Here is a 16,620-nt window from a genome sequence, read left to right as displayed (position 1 = left end):
CCTGCAGGGACGGCCCGCAACGAGGCCGCCTGCCATCACTCCAACCGGAGGAGACATCATGAAACGACTGATCGGCGTCGCCATGTCGCTGGCCGTGCTGGCCACCGCGGTATGGGCCTTCGCGCCGCGCCCGCTGCCGCCGTTCGCGGCCACGACGCTGCGCCCGGACGGCCTGCAGGTCAACGGCATCGCGCGCGCCGGCGAGCGCCTGGTGGCAGTGGGCGAGCGTGGCCAGATCCTGTTCAGCGATGACCAGGGCCGCAACTGGCGCACGGCCGCCGTGGATCAACCGCAAGGCGCCGCGCTGACCCAGGTGGCCTTTGCCGACAGCCGCCACGGCATGGCGGTCGGGCACAGCGGCTGGATCTTGCGCACGGAAGACGGCGGTGCGCACTGGCAGCAGGTGGCGTTCGACGCGAGCTCGTCCGATCCGCTGCTCGGTGCCTGGGCCCAGGCGGGCGGCCCGTGGTTCGCGGTCGGCAGCTTTGGCCGCTTCCTGGTCTCGCGCGATCAGGGCAGGCACTGGGAGCCGGCCGCAGACAAGGCCATGCAGGACCGCCACCTCAACGGCATTGCCGGCGACGGGCAGGGGCGCCTGATGCTGGTCGGCGAAGCCGGCCTGGTGCTGCGCTCGCCCGACGGCGGCAGCCGCTGGGAGGTGGTGAAGTCCCCCTACGAGGGTTCGCTGTACGGCGTGCAGCCGCTGCGCGATGGCGCCTGGCTGGCCTTCGGCATGCGCGGCAACGCCTTGCGCAGCGAGGACTTCGGCGCCACCTGGCAGGCCGCGGACACTGGCCTCAAGACCTCGTTCTTCGGCGGCGTCGAGCTGCCCGATGGGCGCATCGTGCTGGCCGGGCAGGGTGGCACGCTGGTGATGTCCGCCGACGGCGGGCGCCACTTCACCGCCTTGCCCGCCGGCAGCCCGCAGACCCTGGCCGCGCTGGCCCCTGCCGGCAAGGACAAGCTGGCGCTGGGCGGCAATGGCGGCCTTGCCGGCGCCACGCTCGCCGCCAACCCCCGCTGACCCTGCCTGACCCTGGCTTACCGAATGCGAGAACGATCATGACCCGCCCCCATTCCTCCGGCCGCCTGAGCCGCCTTGTCGATGCCTGCGCCAGCCTGCTGATGCACCGGCGCCGCCTGCTGCTGGTGCTGTGCCTGGCCGTGACCGTGGCGCTGGGCGCCTCGGCCACGCGGCTGCGGCTCGATCCCGGCTTCAACAAGATGATCCCGCTGCAGCACCCGTTCATGCAGGTGTTCACCAAGTACGCGAGCACCTTTTCCGGTGCCAATACGGTGCTGCTGAGCCTGCGCTGGAAGGGCGACGGCGACATCTACAACGCGGCCTTCATGGACAAGCTGCGCCGCGCCACCGATGACGTGTTCTTCATCCCCGGCGTGGACCGCTCGCGCGTGTTCTCGCTGTTCACGCCCAATGTGCGCTACACCGAGGTGACGGAGGCGGGCTTTCGCGGCGACGTGGTGGTGCCGGGGCGCTTCTCCGGCACGCCGGCCGAGCTCGACAAGGTGCGCCGCAACGTGGCGCGCTCCGGCCAGATCGGCCGCCTGGTCAGCAACGACCTGAGGTCCGCGCTGATCCGCGCGGAATTGCGCGAGACCGATCCGGCCACCGGCAAGACCATCGACTACGGTTCGGTCGCGCGCCAGCTGGAGAAGATCCGCGGGGACTTCAGCGGCACCGACGTCGAGGTCAATATCGTCGGCTTTGCCAAGCTGGTGGGCGATGTGGAAGAGGGCATCGCCGGCGTGATGGGCTTCTTCGCGCTGGCCTTCGCCGTGACCGCGCTGCTGCTGTGGCTGTACACGCGCTCGCTGCGTATCACGCTGCTGTCGCTGGTGGTGGCGCTGCTGCCCGTGGCCTGGCTGCTGGGCCTGCTGCCGCTGCTGGGCTACGGCATCGATCCGATGTCGATCCTGGTGCCGTTCCTGATCTTTTCGATCGGGGTCTCGCACGCGGTGCAGATGACCAATGCCTGGAAGCAAGAGGTGGTGCAGGGACATGGTGCGCTGGACAGCGCCAGCGCGGCCTTCCGCAAGCTGTTCATCCCCGGCACGGTCGCGCTGCTGACCAACGCGCTCGGGTTCATGGTCATCATGCGAATCGAGATCGACATCGTGCGCGAGCTTGGCATCACCGCCTGCCTGGGCGTGCTGCTGATGATCGTGACCAACAAGGTGTTCCTGCCGATCCTGCTGTCGTACACGCGGCTGGAGCCGTCGGCGCTGGCATCGGCGCAGGCCCGGCGCGCGCACGGAACCGGCGGGCTGTGGCAGAAGTTCGGCGCGCTGGCGCGTCCGGGCCCGGCGCTGGGCGTGTTCGTTGCCGCGCTCGCGTTGCTGGCGGCCGGCGCCATCGATTCGCGCGGCCTCAAGATTGGCGATGTCGGCAGCGGCGCACCGGAACTGCGCGCGGATTCGCGCTACAACCGCGACAGCGCCAGCATCGTGAGCCAGTACAACATCGGCTCGGATGCGCTGACCGTGGTGGTGGAACCCACCGGCTTCGACGACGGCTGCCTGCACTACCCGGTGATGAGTGCGGTGGAACGCTTCGAGATGCATATGCGCGGCGTGTCCGGCGTGCAGTCGGTGGTGAGCGTGTCGTCGCTGGCCAAGGTGGTGATCGGCGCCTACAACGAGGGCAACCCGCGCTGGGAGGCGCTGCCGCGCAGCAGCGAGGGCCTGAGCCAGGGCGCCAAGGCCTTCGACCCGGACAACGGCATGAATACCTCGAACTGCCAGGCCATCCAGGTGCTGATCTACACCGCCAACCATGAGGGCGCCACCATCGCCCACATCATCCGCGAGATCCGCCGCTTCACCGCCGCCGACAAGACCCCCAACGTGGCGTTCCGCCTGGGCGGGGGCAATATCGGCGTGATGGCGGCCACCAATGAGGCCGTGGAAGAAGCCGAAGTGACCATGCTGCTGTCGATCTTCGGTGCGATCACGCTGCTATGCCTGCTGACGTTCCGCTCGTGGCGCGCGGTGCTGTGCATCATCGTGCCGCTGACGCTGGTGTCGGTGCTGTGCAATGCGCTGATGGCGCGGCTTGGCATCGGGCTGAAGGTGTCGACGCTGCCGGTCATCACGCTGGGCGTGGGCGTCGGCGTGGACTACGGCATCTACCTGTATGAGCGCATCCAGCACCAGATCCGCGAGGAAGGGCAGGCCCTGCCGCAGGCCTTTGCCGAGGCCATGCGCCAGCGCGGTTCGGCGGCGCTGTTCACGGCGCTGACGATGTGCATCGGGGTGGGCACCTGGGCCTTTGCCGCGCTCAAGTTCCAGGCCGACATGGGTATCCTGCTGGCCTTCATGTTCCTGGTGAACCTGTTCGGCGCGGTGTCGCTGCTGCCGGCGCTGGCTGCGTGGCTGGGGGTGGAGGAAGAAGAGCGTGCGCGCGTGGCCGCCGGTGGTGCCGGTGGCGCCGCGCGCGGCGAGACGGTGCCGCCGGCGCACGCCCTGAAATCCGACGCGGTGTAAGGCCGATGACCCGGAGAGACAGCATGCACGATCACCAGGCTTACGCCGCGGCGGCATTCACGCCGGTCCGCATCGGCCCGCTCACGCTGCGCAATCGCATTATCAAGGCCGGCGCCAACGAGGGCATGACGCCGCAGGGCCTGCCGACCGAGGCGCTGGTCAGGCACCACCGCGAGCTTGCCGCGGGCGGCGTGGGCATGACCACGGTGGCGTATGCGGCGGTGGCCGACGACGGCCTGACTTTTTCGCACCAGCTCAGCATGCGCCCGGAGCAGGTTGCGCACCTGCGCGTGCTGACCGATGCCGTGCATCGCGAAGGCGCGGCGGCCTGCCTGCAGATCACCCATGCGGGCTCGTTCACCACCATGCGCCATGGCGGCAGCCGCGCGCCGGGCAGTGCTTCATCCGGACTCAATGCCTTTGGCATGCTGCATGGCGTGTATTTCCAGCGTGCCATGCGCGAGGCGGACATGGCGCGCGTTGCCGGCCAGTTTGCCGCCGCGGCGCGGCTGGCGCGCGAAGCCGGCTTCGACGCGGTGGAAATCCACATGGGGCACGGCTACCTGCTCAACCAGTTCCTGTCGCCGCTGAGCAACCGTCGGCGCGATGCGTTCGGCGGCAGCGTGGAGAACCGCACCCGCTTTCCGGCCGCGGTACTGCGCCAGGTGAAGGACGCGGTCGGCGCCGAGCTGGCGGTCTGCTGCAAGCTGAGCGTCAGCGACGGCGTGCCGGGCGGCAACGAACCCGCGGATTCCGCCGTGAGCGCGCGCCTGCTGGAGGCGGAAGGCGCCGACCTGCTGACCCTCAGCGGCGGGCGTAACGTCGAGAGTCCTTGGGCGCTGTTCGGCAGCCCCATGCCCACGGCGCAGATGAAGGCCGCCGCACCGACCGCGGTGGCGCGCTTCGGCATCACCATGCTGGAGAAGCGCACGCCGCGCGCGCTGGCCTTTCGCGAGCTGTACTTCCTGGAGGCGTCGCGCGTGGTGCGGCGGGCGGTGCGCATGCCGCTGGCCTATATCGGCGGCGTCAAGTCGATCGGCAATGTCGCGCAGCTGATGGAAGAGGGCTTCGACTGTGTCGCGCTGGCGCGCGCGTTGATCCACGATCCCGCGCTGGTCGCCAACTGGCGCAGCGGCGCGGTGGCGCATTCGGCCTGTGACAGCTGCAATGGCTGCGTGGCGCGGATCTACGATCCGGCCGGTGTCAGTTGCGTGCATGGCCCGGGCAATGACCCGGCGCTGACGAAGATTGCCGCGCTGCAGTAGTCCGATGGGACGATGAGCCGCCGGCCAGACGCTCTTATCTTGAAGGTCCCACGGGAATTCAAGGAGACAGACGCCATGACCGCTGACGGCAACCAGACTGGCTACAAGACCGGCTACAAGATTGAATCACGCCCGCTCGAGGCCCGCTACGCGCGCGGCTGGCATTGCCTCGGCCTGGCCGATGGCTACCGCGACGGCGTGCCGCACACGCTGAATATCTTCGGCCGGCGCCTGGCGGCGTTTGCCGACTCGACCGGCGCGATTCGCGTGATCGACGGCTACTGTCCGCACATGGGCGCAGACCTGAGCACCGGCACCGTGCAGGGCGACAACCTGGTCTGCCCGTTCCACGGCTGGCAGTGGGGCGGCGACGGCGGCTGCAAGTCCATTCCCTACTGCAAGCGGGTGCCGCCCAAGGCCCGCGTCGGCGCCTGGGAGACCTGCGAGCAGAACCACCTGCTCTTCATCTGGCACGATCCCGAAGGCCGCCCGGCACCCCCCGAGGTGGCGATTCCGCGCATCGATGCCTGCTTCTCTTCGGATTGGTCGGACTGGGCCATCGACGAGATGCTGATCCGCACCAATTGCCGCGAGCTGGTCGACAATATCTCCGACATGGCGCATTTCGGCACGGTCCATGGCGCGCCGGTGGACTATTTTGCCAACCTGTTCGAAGACCACAAGGCCACGCAGCTGATGATCGGGCGCAGTGCCCGGCTCTCGGGCGATGCGCAGCTGACGGCGCTGTCCACGTACTTCGGGCCCGCATACCACATCACCGAGATGATCGGACAGATGGGCGACCAGCAGATCCACTCGATCCTGCTCAACTGCCATGTGCCGATCGACCTCAACAGCTTCGCGCTGCGCTACGGCGTGTTGGTGAAGAAGATCCCGGGGCTGTCCGAGGAACAGAACCGTGCCATGGCGCAAGCCTATGTGGAGCAGGCCAAACAGGCCTTCTACGAGGACGTGGCGATCTGGGACAGCAAGATCCGCATCGACAACCCGTTGCTGTGCGAAGGCGACGGGCCCCTCTACCAGATGCGTGACTGGTACCAGCAGTTCTACACCGACGTGGAGCAGGTGCGGCCGTCCAGCGTGGCACGGCGCATCTTTGAGCTGAACCCGGGCAATATCGAGCCGCCGGCGCTGCGGCATGTGTTCGAGGCCTGATGGCAACCTCCACGGAACCTCGCACCATGAAAACCGTCGTCATTACCGGAGCCGCGTCCGGTATGGGCGCGGCCGTGCGCCAGCGCATGCTCGCCGACGGCTGCCGGGTCATCGGCATCGACCTGCGCGATGCCGACATCGTTGCCGACCTGTCCAGCCCGCAGGGCCGCGCTGCCGCGATCGACGCCGTACTGTCGCGGTCAGGCGGCCGCATCGACCAGCTGGTCTGCTGCGCCGGCCTGGGCCCGCATGTCGAACCCGCAACGCTGGTGGCATCGGTCAACTACTTCGGCTTGGTAGCACTGCTGGATGGCCTGTTCGAGGCGCTGCACCAGGGCTCGGATCCGTGCGCCGTGGTGGTGTCGTCCAACTCGGCCACGCTCCAGTCCTGGGAGGGCAGCCCGCTGCGTGATGCCTACCTTGCCGGCGATGAGCCAGGCGTGTGCACGATGGTGGCGGCCGCCGCGGCGGCGGAAGCCACCCGGGACCAGGCTGGCTATATCGCCTATGCCAGTTCCAAGCATGCGGTGGCGGCGGCCGCGCGGCAACGTGCGGCCGCGTGGGGACAGGCCGGCGTGCGCCTCAACGTGGTCGCGCCGGGGGCGGTGGAAACGCCGCTGCTGCAGGCCGGTCTGAAGGATCCGCGCTATGGCGATGCCATTCGCGATTTCCTGCCGCCGCTTGGGCGCCGCGCCCAGCCTGAAGAGGTGGCCGCGCTGATCGCGTTCCTGTGCGGGCCGCACGCTGCCTACATCCATGGCAACGTGGTGTTCATCGACGGCGGCCTGGATGCCGCGCAGCGACCGCTGAACTTCTGATCTCCTGGCCAATGGGGCATCCGCCGCGAGCCGCGGCGGATGCCCCATTTTTGTTCGATGGCGTCCCGGACTTACGTGACCATGACATCGTCCTGCATCCGGCGCTCGCGTTCGCCGGGATACAGGGCCTTCTTTTCGAGGTAGAAGCACTCGGCGCGGCCCGGGTTGCAATCGGAGCGGCTGGGCTTTGCCATGTAAAAGCCCCCAAAAGTCGTCTCCGACTTCTGGGGGCAGTTCAGGGCGGGGAGGGGAGCGCGACCGGGCGCCAAAGGCTGCGCCCGGCCGGATATCACGATGGGATCAGGTACCCGACCCGCGCGCGGCGTCCGGGGAGAAGAACGCCTCGTTGAATTCCGGGCTGTTGTTCAGCGTTGCCATCGGGCCTTCGTTGGTCAGGCGGTCGGCCATGTAGGCACCCGAAATCAGGTCATGGTAGAACACCGTGGTCGGATAGTAGCGGCGTGCATCATAGGCGTACACCGAGGCCTGGAGATTGGTGCGCCACAACTGGCCCCGGCCATCGTAGTTGTCGGCCGCCAGGGCCAGCCAGCTGTCTTCGTCGAGATACAGCACGCGTTTCGCATACTGGTGCCGGAAACCGGACTTGAGCGTGGCTTCCAGTACCCATACCCGATGCGGTTCATAGCGCATCGCGTCCGGATTGGCATGGCCATTCGTGAGCAGCTCCTTGTACTTGACGGAAGTGCTCTGCAGCTTGTAATTGTGGTACGGGACGAAGATCTCTTTCTTGCCGACGATCTTCCAGTTGTAGCGTTCGCCCGAGCCGTTGAAGAGGCGGTCGTCGTCCACGGTGCGGAAGCCGCCGGGACCCTGGGGCTGGTCAAAGCCGAATTCCGGCGCCTGGCGCACCCGCCGCGTGCCCGGGTTGTAGATCCACGTGCGGTTGGTGTCGGAACCCTCCTGGTCCCAGACCGCGTAGCCAACGATCACCTGGCCGCGGTCACGCAACGGCAGGTCGGTGGCGGTGCGGAAGAAGGAGCGCTCGTTGAGGGCGCTGCGCGGGTCGAACTTGCCATTGTTGCGCGGCGACAGGATGCTGTACGAGACGCGCCCCCACGCGATCGAGCCGTTCGGATACACCACGGCCTGGTCGAACTGAGCCTTCTCGGTGCCGATGGCCGACGAGAAACGCTGGTTCCACAACAGCTCCATCGCGGTTTTCGGAATCGGGTAGGGAACCTGCGGACCCGCTTCCTTCAGGCCGTTGGCATCGCTCGTCATGCTGACGGTGGTGGCGTAGGTGCGGATGTCCTTGTAGACCGCGTCCTCGTAGCGGAAATCGCGATGGCTTGGGTACACCGGCATCTTGAAGGTGTCGGGATACTTCTTGAACAGCGCCTTCTGCCCGTCGCTAAGCCGCTCGGCATACTGCGCCATGTTCTGCGCCGTGATGACGAACAGCGGCTTCTCATCGGCATACGGGTCCGGGTAGCGTTCGCCGCGCTGGTATTTGACATGCGCCGGCGTGCCCAGCCACTTGCCGGACCATGCCGGGACCTCGCCGTCCTTGCTGGCGGCACGCTCGGCGCCCATCGGCGTGAGGGGGCCATCCAGTTGCTTGAGCTCCTCCGGGGTGGCCTTCGCCCACGATGCCGCCGCCAGGGCCATGCTGGTGAGCAGCAGGCCACCGCGTATCAGTTGTCTTGTGCTGGATTTCATTGAAGTCTCGCTCCTTGTAAAGAGGAATTGCCGGCGCCGGCTGTGCCTGTGCCTGTGGTGACAGCGTAGTGATGGCGCGGCGGCGGGGAATCGTTGGAACGGACTAGTGGATTTCCCTAGCGCCCGGCGTGGCGGAGGGGGCGGGGACAATCCGGGTGGCGTGCCAGCATCCCGCGAGGATTGCGGGAGCGTACCGGGGTGGTACGGGAAGGGGGGCGGGGGTAGGGGGACTTAAACGGCGCGAGGCCGGGCAAGTGCCCGGCCTCGCGCGCCAGCATGCGGCCAGCGGCCGCAGCCAGGGTCAGGCTTCCATCACTTCGCCGAAGCGCTGCAGGTGGTAGTCGCTGTCGCCCAGCAACTGGTCCAGCATGGTCAGGCGCTTGAAGTAGTCGCCCACGGACAGCTCATCGGTCATGCCCATGCCGCCATGCAGCTGCACGGCCTGCTGGCCGACGAAGCGCCCGGCGCGGGCCAGCGTCACCTTGGCCGCGGACAGCATGCGGCGGCGCGCGGCGGGATCGGCCTCGTCCAGCGCCTGGACTGCGACGTATGCCATCGACAGTGCCAGCTCCTTCTGCACCAGCATGTCGGCCATGCGGTGCTGCAGTGCCTGGAAGCTGGCCAGCGGCTTGCCGAACTGCTGGCGCGTGCCCAGGTACTCGGCGGTGATCTCGATCAGCTTTTCCATGGCGCCGGCGCCCTCGGCGCACAGCGCGGCAACGCCGTGCTCAAGGCCCACGCCCAGCGCGGCCAGGCCGTCGGCGGGCTGGCCCACCAGCGCGTCGGCCGGCACCGTCACGTCCTGCAGCGACAGGTCGGCGGCGCGCAGGCCGTCGACGGTCGGGTAGGCGGTGACGCCCAGGCCCTTGCTGTCGCGCGGCACCAGGAACAACGCAATCTCATTGCTGCCGGCCACGCGCGCGGTCAGCAGGTAGGCGTCGGCGGCGGCGCCGTGCCAGACCACGCTCTTGATGCCGTTGAGCACGTAGCCGTCGCCGCTGCGCTCGGCGCTGGCGCGGGCCGATTCCGGGCGGTAGCGGGTGGTCGGCTCCAGGTAGGCCAGCGTGACGATGCGCTCGCCCGAGGCGATCGCGGGCAGCCATTGTTCCTTCTGCGCGGCGCTGCCGTGGGCGGCCAGGATGGCCGCGGCCATCACGCCGCTGGGCGTGACCGGCTCCAGCACCAGGCCGCGGCCCAGTTCGCGCTGCACCACCAGCTGGCTGGCGGGGCCTTCGCCGAAGCCGCCGAAGTCGGCCGGCACGGTCAGGCCCAGCACGCCCATTTCAGCGAGCTTGTTCCACACGCCGCGATCCAGGCTCTCGCCTGCGCGCGCGCTCTTGCGGCGGGCCTCGAAGGTGTATTCGGTATCGATGAAGCGACGCAGGCTGTCCGCCAGCATCTGTTGCTCTTCGCTGTAGGTGAAGTCCATGTCAGCTATCCCTTCAGAAACCCAGGATCATCTTGGAGATGATGTTCTTCTGCACTTCGGTCGCGCCGCCGTAGATCGAGGTCTTGCGCATGTCGTAGTAGGTGGAGGCGGCAGGGGCGGCCCAGTCGGGGCCCGCCACCGGCTGCGTCGCGCCCGGCTCAAGCCAGTCCGGCGAATACGGCCAGGCGTTGGGGCCGGCCACTTCCATCATCAGCATGCCCAGGTCCTGCTGCACCTCGGAGCCGCGGATCTTGACGATCGAGGCCTCGGGGCCGGGGGTGCCGGCGGCCTGCGTGGCGACGCGAAGCAGCAGCATTTCCAGCGCCATGATGTCCATCTCGACGCGGGCGATCTTGTCGCGCATGCGCACGTCTTCGATCAGCGGGCGGCCGGCGCCGTCGGTGGCCTGGCTGGCGTAGTGCTTGAGCAGGCGCAGCTCGCGGTGGCAGTGGCCGATGCCGGCAATGCCGGTGCGCTCATGGCCGAGCAGGTACTTGGCATAGGTCCAGGCGCGGTTCTCTTCGCCGACCAGGTTCCCGACCGGCACTTCCACGTCTTCGAACCAGGTCTCGTTGACGTCATGGCCGCCGTCGAGCGTCTTGATCGGGCGCACCGTCACGCCGGGCGACTTCATGTCGATCAGCAGCATCGAGATGCCTTCCTGGGCCTTGGCCTCCGGGTCGGTGCGCACCAGGCAGAAGATCCAGTCGGCAAAGTGGGCCATGGTGGTCCAGGTCTTCTGGCCGTTGACGATGTACTTGTCGCCCTTGCGCACCGCGCGCGTCTTCAGCGAGGCCAGGTCGGAACCCGAGCCCGGCTCGGAGTAGCCCTGGCACCAGAAGTCGTCGATATTGGGGATGCGCGGCAGGAAGCGCTGCTGCATCTCGGGGCTGGCGTACTTCATCAGCACCGGCCCGATCATGGTCAGGCCGAATGGCAGCAGGCGCGGCGCGCCGGCGCGGAAGGTCTCGATCTCGAAGATCAGGCGCTGCAGCGCGGTCCAGCCGGTGCCGCCCCATTGCCTGGGCCAGGTCGGCGCACCCCAGCCGCGCGCCTGCAGGATGCGGTGCCAGCGGATGTAGTCGTCCTTTTCCACGCGCTGGTGGTTGAGAACCTTGTTGCGGATGTCTTCCGGCAGGCTGGCCTGCGCGAATGCGCGGACCTCCTCGCGGAAGGCCTGTTCCTCGGCGGTGAAACGCAAATCCATCTGAATGTCCCCTGTGGTACGCGGGCCGCGCGGCGCTTCTTGCCCTGTCTGGTTGTGCAGTGCGTCAAAGCGGCGGCCCTCACTGTGCCGGCCGATTGTAGGGGCCGGGCGCGATTCTTTGCTTCATCAATGATAAAGCCGTCCTTCGTGGAGGCGGAACCACCTGCGCCGGGTGGTGGCGGGGCGAACTGCGGCTGGCCAGTGGCGTTGACGAACACGGCCTTAGTGAATTCCAAATGGCTGCGGCACGGGGCTTGCAGCAAACTGATGCAGCCAGTTTCATGTGGCCGGGTGTATTCCGCCGCATATCCGAGTCAGCCTGCATCGAGAGACCCACCAGCACCATGTCTTCCTTCCGCCCCGAATACATCCACGACATCCCCCGCTACTGGGCCGCGCAGACGCCCGACGCGCCGTGCCTGCACGAGAACGGCGCCGTCATCAGCTACGGCGAGCTGTGGCGGCGTATCGAGGCCGCCCGCGACTGGCTGGCGGCGCAGGGCGTGGGCGAGGGCGACCGCGTGATGGTGGTCGGCGAGAACTGCAACGAGATGGTGGTCACGCTGTTCGCCAGCAGCCTGCTGCATGCCTGGCCGATCCAGGTCAATGCGCGCCTGTCCGCGCGCGAGATCGACAATATCCGCGATCATGCGCAGCCGGCGCTGGTGCTGTTCACCGGCCATGTCTCCGACGTGGCCGCGGCGCACGGCGAGCGGCTGGGCGCACAGGCCACCGGCTGCCCGGTGTTCGACGCTGGCATGCGGGTGGTGCGCGCGGCCACCGCGCCGCAGCGCGAGCCGGCCGGGCTGGCCCGCAGCGTCGCCACGCTGATCTATACCTCCGGCACCACCGGCGCGCCAAAGGGCGTGATGGTGCCGCATGCGGGCCTGACCCAGTTTGCGCGCATCTCTGCCACCTCGCGCGACATGGGCCCGGCCGACGTGGCCTACGGCGCCTTGCCGATGTCGCATATCTTCGGCATTGCCACGGTGCTGATGGCCACGCTGTATGCGGGCGCCAGCCTGTTCCTGCGCCCGCGCTTCGACGCCAATGAAGTGTTCGAGTCGCTGGCATCGCCCGGCGTCACCATCCTGCAGGGCGTGCCGACCATGTTCACGCGCATCATGGCGGTGGCGCCCACCGTCGGCGCGAAGCCCGGCGCCTATCCGCGCCTGCGCTACCTCTATACCGGCGGCGCGCCGCTGGACCCCACGCTCAAGCGCGAGGTCGAAACCCTGTTCGGCCAGGCGCTGCACCATGGCTACGGCATCACCGAATACGCCGGCTCGCTCTTCATCACGCGCATGGAAGCCCCGCGCGCCGACTGCTCGGCCGGCTATATCGTCGAAGGCGTCGAGATCGAGATCACCGATGCCGAAGGCAAGCTGCTTCCCGCCGGCGAGCGCGGCCAGATCCGCGTGCGCGGCCCGGGCGTGATGCTGGGCTACTACCGCAACCCCGAGCAGACCGCCGAGGCGCTGCTGCCCGGCGGCTGGCTCAATACCGGCGATCTGGGCTACCTGGATGCCGACGGCGCGCTGTTTATCTCCGGCCGCTCCAAGGACCTGATCATCCGCTCCGGCTTCAACGTCTACCCGATCGAGGTCGAGTCTGTGATCAATGCCTTCCCGGGCGTGCGCCAGTCGGCCGTGGTCGGACGCACCACCGGCGACGGCAACGAGGAAGTGGTGGCCTTCATTGAAATGCAGGACGGCGCCGAGCTTGACCGCAAGGCGCTGGACACCTACCTGCGCGAGAGCCTGGCCCCGTACAAGCGCCCGGCCGAGCTCCGCACCGTCGACGTGATTCCGACCACGGCGAGCGGCAAGCTGCTCAAGCAGCCGCTGCGCGCCATGCTCGATTAAGCGCCCGCCGGGCCCGCCGGCCCCGGGCAATATCAGCCATACCTGGAGGAGACAATAATGAAGACATGGACGACACTGGCAGCCCTGACCGCCACGCTGCTGCTGCAGGGCGCGGCGTGGGCCGCCGACGCCTACCCGTCGCGGCCGATCAAGCTGCTGGTGGGTTACGCGCCCGGCGGCCCGGTCGACACAGCCGCGCGCATCTATGCCGAGCAACTCGGGCGCGTGCTCAAGCAGCCGGTGGTGGTGGATAACCGCGCGGGCGCCAGCGGCGCGATCGCCGCCGACATGACCGCCAAGGCGGCGCCGGACGGCTACACGCTGTATTTCGTCGCCAGCCCGACCATGACCATGACGCCGCTGATCCAGCACTCGGTCAATTTCAATCCGGTCAAGGACTTTACCTATATCGGCCTGATCACCGATTACACCAACGTGCTGCTGGTGAACAAGGACTTCCCGGCGAAGAACGTGGGCGAGCTGGTCGACTATGCGCGCAAGCATCCTGAGGGGGTCTCGTTCGGCTCGGCCGGCATTGGGGCATCGAACCACCTGTCCGCGGAATTGCTGGCTCAAATGAACAGCGTGAAGATGCTGCATGTGCCGTACAAGGGCAATGCGCCGGCCATGGCTGACGTGATGAGCGGCAAGGTCACGTTCATGTTCGATATTACCGGCACGGCCATCGGGCATATCAATGGCGGCAAGGTGCGGGCGCTGGCGGTCACGTCGAAGACCCGCAACCCGGCGCTGCCGAACGTGCCGACCATGATCGAGTCGGGGCAGAAGGACTATGACCTGACCGGCTGGTATGCGCTGGTGGGGCCGCAGAAGCTGCCGGCCGATGTGGTGGACAAGCTGGTCAAGGCGCAGAAGGCGGTTGGGGAGGATGCTGCTTTCCGGCAACGGATGACGGCTGGGGGGTATGACGTGAATATCAGCACGCCGAAGGCGCTGGGAGATCGGATTCAGCGGGAGCTGGCGCTTTGGGGTGGGGTGGTGAAGGCGGCGAAGATTCAGGCGGATTGAGGGGGGAGGGGCTTGGGGGCTGGTTCGATGTTGTTGTAGGTCGACGGCCCTGTTCCGCCCTGCTGGGCGGGTCACTTTCTGTCCGAGCGACAGAAAGCGACTCGCCCCTTTAGGGGCGAAACCGGGGCCTCTCCAAGAGCCACCACCACAAATCTGCCGAAATACCTTCTTGAATGCCATCAAGGCATCGCCCGTGAGCCGTGATGCGTGCCTTCGCCAAGGCGTGGAGTTCTCCGCTCTGTGGATGTCGGCAACTGACGCTCAACTTAGCGTATCGATCCTTCACAATCTGCGCCTTGATTGTGAACGGCAGGGTTCTCTAGACTGGATGGGCTGCTAATACAGCAGGAGCCGGGAGTGAGAACCCGATCAACGTTACCTCCTCTTCTACGCTATGGAGGTCAGCAATGTCCCAATCCGGCATTGAACCCGACGCCTTCACCCCGCCCCGACTCGATGATTCCCTTTCGCGGTTCAGTCCCGAAACCCGCCGCGCAGCGCGTGAGGACGCGCTGCCTGTTCCTCGGCAACTCTTGCTATTGAATCTCTTGGATCAAGCCGATGCGGTTGCGCGAGGCACGGCCTGCGTACTGACGTTGGTTACGCACAGCGAATGTGACGCACAGGAAGAGGGGAGCGTAGCCTTGCAGCCGGTTACGTTGGAGCCTTGCGAGCGCTCTGCCGGGCCTCCCTTGGATTGCTGGCCGACAGGGTAGAAGAAGTCGCGGAGGGAATTGAGGAGGCGATGGTCGGGTAACCAATCGCGGTCGGTCGCTGATTCACTGAGATGGCAGGTCCCGCTGGTGTCAATTGTGGGCACCGCAGGACTTGACCGACCGTTTGTGTGCCCCCTCTCCCGCAAGCGGGAGAGGGGAGCAAACCAGCGGAGCAGATAAGGCTTCAGGCTCTTAACTTTCCACTTCCGCCCACCCCTGCATCGCCTGCCCGCCGGCATCGTCCCCCGTCCACAGCACCAGCCGCCCAGCCTGCGCCGGATCAGCCGCGCCGCCAACGATGATGGTGTCCTGGTCGAACAGCGGCGCCAGGCCGCGGAAGCCAAAGCGGCGCACGCGCGCCTGCGGTTGCTCGCGCGCCACCAGGTCCAGCATCAGCATGGCCTGCATCGGCCCGTGCACCACCAGGCCGGGGTAGCCCTCGACCTCGCGCGTGTACTGGCGGTCATAGTGGATGCGGTGGCCGTTGAAGGTCAGTGCCGAGTAGCGGAACAGCATCACCGGATCTGCCTGCAGCGTGCGCTGCCACTGCGCGGCCTGCTCCAGGCGCGGGCGCGGCGGCTGCGGCCTGGACGGGTCGGGCATGGCGCGGTAGACGATATCGTGGCGCTCGTTGACCGCGGTCTTGCCGTTGACGGTCAGCTCGTGATCGACGGCGACAAACCACAGTTCACCGGTGCGCCCGGTCTTGTACTGCACGTCCTTGATGGTGGAGGTGCGCGTGACGGTATCGCCGATATGCAGCGGATGGCTGAAGCTCAGTTCGCTGCCGGCCCACATGCGGCGCGGCAGCGGCACCGGCGGCATGAAGCCGCCGAGGGTGGGATGGCCGTCGCGTCCCAGTTCACGCTGCGGCGCGCGCGGCAGGAAGTAGAGCCAGTGCCACAGCGGCGGCAGCGGGCCGGCGGCGACGGCCTCGGGGTCGAGGTCGAAGGTGGCGGCGAGGCCGATCACCGGTTCCGGCGACAGCGTTTCGGTGCGCGATTCGCTGCGGCCGATCCAGCCGCGCAGGCGTTCGAGTTCAGGAGTGGCGTCAGTCATGACAGTAAGCCTTGTAATGCGTGAAAGTGGCCGGAAGGCGGGTTATTGCGCCAGTGCCAGCAGCCGGCGGGCCTGCTCGATCACGGGCCGGTCGACCATCTTGCCATCGACCTGCACCGCATGGCTGCCGCTGGCGGTAGCTTCCAGCACGCGGCGGGCCCAGTCGAGCTGCTCGGGGCTGGGCAGGAAGCCTGCGCGCGCCACGCCCAGCTGGGCCGGGTGGATGCAGAGCTTGCCGGCAAAGCCGAGTTCGCGCGCATAGGCAACGTCGCTGGCCAGCACGGCTTCGTCTTTCAGTGCGGTGGTCACGCCGTCGACCGGCGGCGGCAGCCCGGCCACGCGTGAGGCCAGCACGATGCGCGCGCGTGCAAAGGCGAGCGCGTCGCGCGTATGGCTGCAGCCCAGGTCGACCGCATAGTCGAGCGAGCCGAAGGCAAGACGTGCCACGCCGGTGGCGGTGGCCACGGCGTCGATCTGATGCAGGCCCAGCGCGGTTTCGATGATCGCGACCAGTTCGCCCTGCGGGTTGATCGCGTGCAGAGCCTGCGCGATGGTGGCCAGCGCGGCGGCATCTTCTGCCTTGGGCACCAGCAGGCCTGCCAGCGCGGTACCCGGGGGCAGCGCGCGCAGCCAGGCCAGGTCGGCGGCAAAGGACGGCGAGGCGCTGTCGTTGATGCGGACAAAGGCATTGGCCGCGGGCAGTCCGGCCAGCCACGCGGCGATGGCTGCGCGCGCGGCGGGCTTGGCGTCCGGATGGACCGCGTCCTCGAGGTCCAGGATCATCACATCGGGGCCGGCGGCAGCGGCCTTGTCGAAGCGTTCCGGCCGGTCGCCCGGCACGAACAGGTAGGTGACTGCAGTGGACATGTCTT

13 protein-coding genes are annotated in these 16,620 nt (G+C 67.6%); 7 read left to right on the top strand and 6 right to left on the bottom strand.

The features are described 5' to 3' along the window. Positions 1-58: 58 nt before the first annotated feature. The 5 genes from C265_RS30120 to C265_RS30100 all read left to right on the top strand — a co-directional run bounded on the left by C265_RS30120 (position 59) and on the right by C265_RS30100 (position 6,763). Positions 59-1,024, top strand: coding sequence for a YCF48-related protein (locus C265_RS30120; RefSeq protein WP_010813967.1), 966 nt, complete (start codon positions 59-61; stop codon positions 1,022-1,024). 38 nt (positions 1,025-1,062) lie between these two features. Beyond that, complete coding sequence (locus C265_RS30115; RefSeq protein WP_010813966.1) at positions 1,063-3,504, top strand: RND family transporter; 2,442 nt, start codon at positions 1,063-1,065, stop codon at positions 3,502-3,504. A 71-nt stretch (positions 3,505-3,575) separates the two neighbouring features. Then, complete coding sequence (locus C265_RS30110) at positions 3,576-4,769, top strand: NADH:flavin oxidoreductase (protein WP_371258390.1); 1,194 nt, start codon at positions 3,576-3,578, stop codon at positions 4,767-4,769. Positions 4,770-4,844: 75 nt separating this feature from the next. Further along, positions 4,845-5,945 carry a Rieske 2Fe-2S domain-containing protein gene (locus C265_RS30105; protein ID WP_010813964.1) on the top strand — a complete coding sequence of 367 codons (1,101 nt, stop codon included), beginning with the start codon at positions 4,845-4,847 and terminating at the stop codon, positions 5,943-5,945. 26 nt (positions 5,946-5,971) lie between these two features. Next, the gene (locus tag C265_RS30100) at positions 5,972-6,763 is read left to right on the top strand and encodes an SDR family oxidoreductase (protein WP_037025766.1); all 792 of its coding nucleotides are present in this window, start codon (positions 5,972-5,974) and stop codon (positions 6,761-6,763) included. A gap of 71 nt (positions 6,764-6,834) precedes the next feature. Here C265_RS30100 and C265_RS33115 read toward each other — a convergent pair whose 3' ends face one another. The 4 genes from C265_RS33115 to C265_RS30085 all read right to left on the bottom strand — a co-directional run bounded on the left by C265_RS33115 (position 6,835) and on the right by C265_RS30085 (position 11,079). Further along, positions 6,835-6,957 (bottom strand): hypothetical protein, encoded by a 123-nt coding sequence (locus C265_RS33115; RefSeq protein ID WP_010813962.1) that lies wholly within the window; start codon positions 6,955-6,957, stop codon positions 6,835-6,837. A gap of 106 nt (positions 6,958-7,063) precedes the next feature. Continuing rightward, entirely contained in the window at positions 7,064-8,443 is a 1,380-nt protein-coding gene (locus C265_RS30095) for a DUF1329 domain-containing protein (RefSeq protein ID WP_010813961.1), read from the bottom strand. A gap of 301 nt (positions 8,444-8,744) precedes the next feature. After that, positions 8,745-9,872 carry an acyl-CoA dehydrogenase family protein gene (locus C265_RS30090; RefSeq protein WP_010813960.1) on the bottom strand — a complete coding sequence of 376 codons (1,128 nt, stop codon included), beginning with the start codon at positions 9,870-9,872 and terminating at the stop codon, positions 8,745-8,747. Between the two features lie 13 nt (positions 9,873-9,885). Then, positions 9,886-11,079: an acyl-CoA dehydrogenase family protein gene (locus tag C265_RS30085; protein ID WP_010813959.1), complete on the bottom strand. Its 1,194-nt coding sequence runs from the start codon at positions 11,077-11,079 to the stop codon at positions 9,886-9,888. 344 nt (positions 11,080-11,423) lie between these two features. Between C265_RS30085 and C265_RS30080 the strand changes: the two genes are divergently transcribed. Together C265_RS30080 and C265_RS30075 are read left to right on the top strand one after the other, a co-directional pair. Next, the gene (locus tag C265_RS30080) at positions 11,424-12,944 is read left to right on the top strand and encodes a class I adenylate-forming enzyme family protein (protein WP_010813958.1); all 1,521 of its coding nucleotides are present in this window, start codon (positions 11,424-11,426) and stop codon (positions 12,942-12,944) included. A 57-nt stretch (positions 12,945-13,001) separates the two neighbouring features. Next, positions 13,002-13,973, top strand: a complete 972-nt coding sequence (locus tag C265_RS30075) for a tripartite tricarboxylate transporter substrate binding protein (protein WP_010813957.1) — start codon at positions 13,002-13,004, stop codon at positions 13,971-13,973. Between the two features lie 908 nt (positions 13,974-14,881). Here the strand turns inward: C265_RS30075 and C265_RS30070 are convergent. Further along, positions 14,882-15,748, bottom strand: coding sequence for a MaoC family dehydratase N-terminal domain-containing protein (locus C265_RS30070; RefSeq protein ID WP_010813956.1), 867 nt, complete (start codon positions 15,746-15,748; stop codon positions 14,882-14,884). A 42-nt stretch (positions 15,749-15,790) separates the two neighbouring features. Next, complete coding sequence (locus tag C265_RS30065; protein WP_010813955.1) at positions 15,791-16,615, bottom strand: CoA ester lyase; 825 nt, start codon at positions 16,613-16,615, stop codon at positions 15,791-15,793. Positions 16,616-16,620 lie beyond the last annotated feature (5 nt).

This window comes from Cupriavidus sp. GA3-3 (assembly GCF_000389805.1).
Lineage (GTDB): Bacteria > Pseudomonadota > Gammaproteobacteria > Burkholderiales > Burkholderiaceae > Cupriavidus > Cupriavidus necator_D.
This window is presented reverse-complemented; position numbering and strand designations above follow the sequence as displayed.

Coding starts and splice junctions, on each gene's coding strand:
- C265_RS30090 (WP_010813960.1), bottom strand. CDS start 9,872: ATGGACTTCACCTACAGCGAAGAGCAACAGATGCTGGCGGACAGCCTG.
- C265_RS30085 (WP_010813959.1), bottom strand. CDS start 11,079: ATGGATTTGCGTTTCACCGCCGAGGAACAGGCCTTCCGCGAGGAGGTC.
- C265_RS30100 (WP_037025766.1), top strand. CDS start 5,972: ATGAAAACCGTCGTCATTACCGGAGCCGCGTCCGGTATGGGCGCGGCC.
- C265_RS33115 (WP_010813962.1), bottom strand. CDS start 6,957: ATGGCAAAGCCCAGCCGCTCCGATTGCAACCCGGGCCGCGCCGAGTGC.
- C265_RS30065 (WP_010813955.1), bottom strand. CDS start 16,615: ATGTCCACTGCAGTCACCTACCTGTTCGTGCCGGGCGACCGGCCGGAA.
- C265_RS30105 (WP_010813964.1), top strand. CDS start 4,845: ATGACCGCTGACGGCAACCAGACTGGCTACAAGACCGGCTACAAGATT.
- C265_RS30070 (WP_010813956.1), bottom strand. CDS start 15,748: ATGACTGACGCCACTCCTGAACTCGAACGCCTGCGCGGCTGGATCGGC.
- C265_RS30120 (WP_010813967.1), top strand. CDS start 59: ATGAAACGACTGATCGGCGTCGCCATGTCGCTGGCCGTGCTGGCCACC.
- C265_RS30115 (WP_010813966.1), top strand. CDS start 1,063: ATGACCCGCCCCCATTCCTCCGGCCGCCTGAGCCGCCTTGTCGATGCC.
- C265_RS30075 (WP_010813957.1), top strand. CDS start 13,002: ATGAAGACATGGACGACACTGGCAGCCCTGACCGCCACGCTGCTGCTG.
- C265_RS30080 (WP_010813958.1), top strand. CDS start 11,424: ATGTCTTCCTTCCGCCCCGAATACATCCACGACATCCCCCGCTACTGG.
- C265_RS30095 (WP_010813961.1), bottom strand. CDS start 8,443: ATGAAATCCAGCACAAGACAACTGATACGCGGTGGCCTGCTGCTCACC.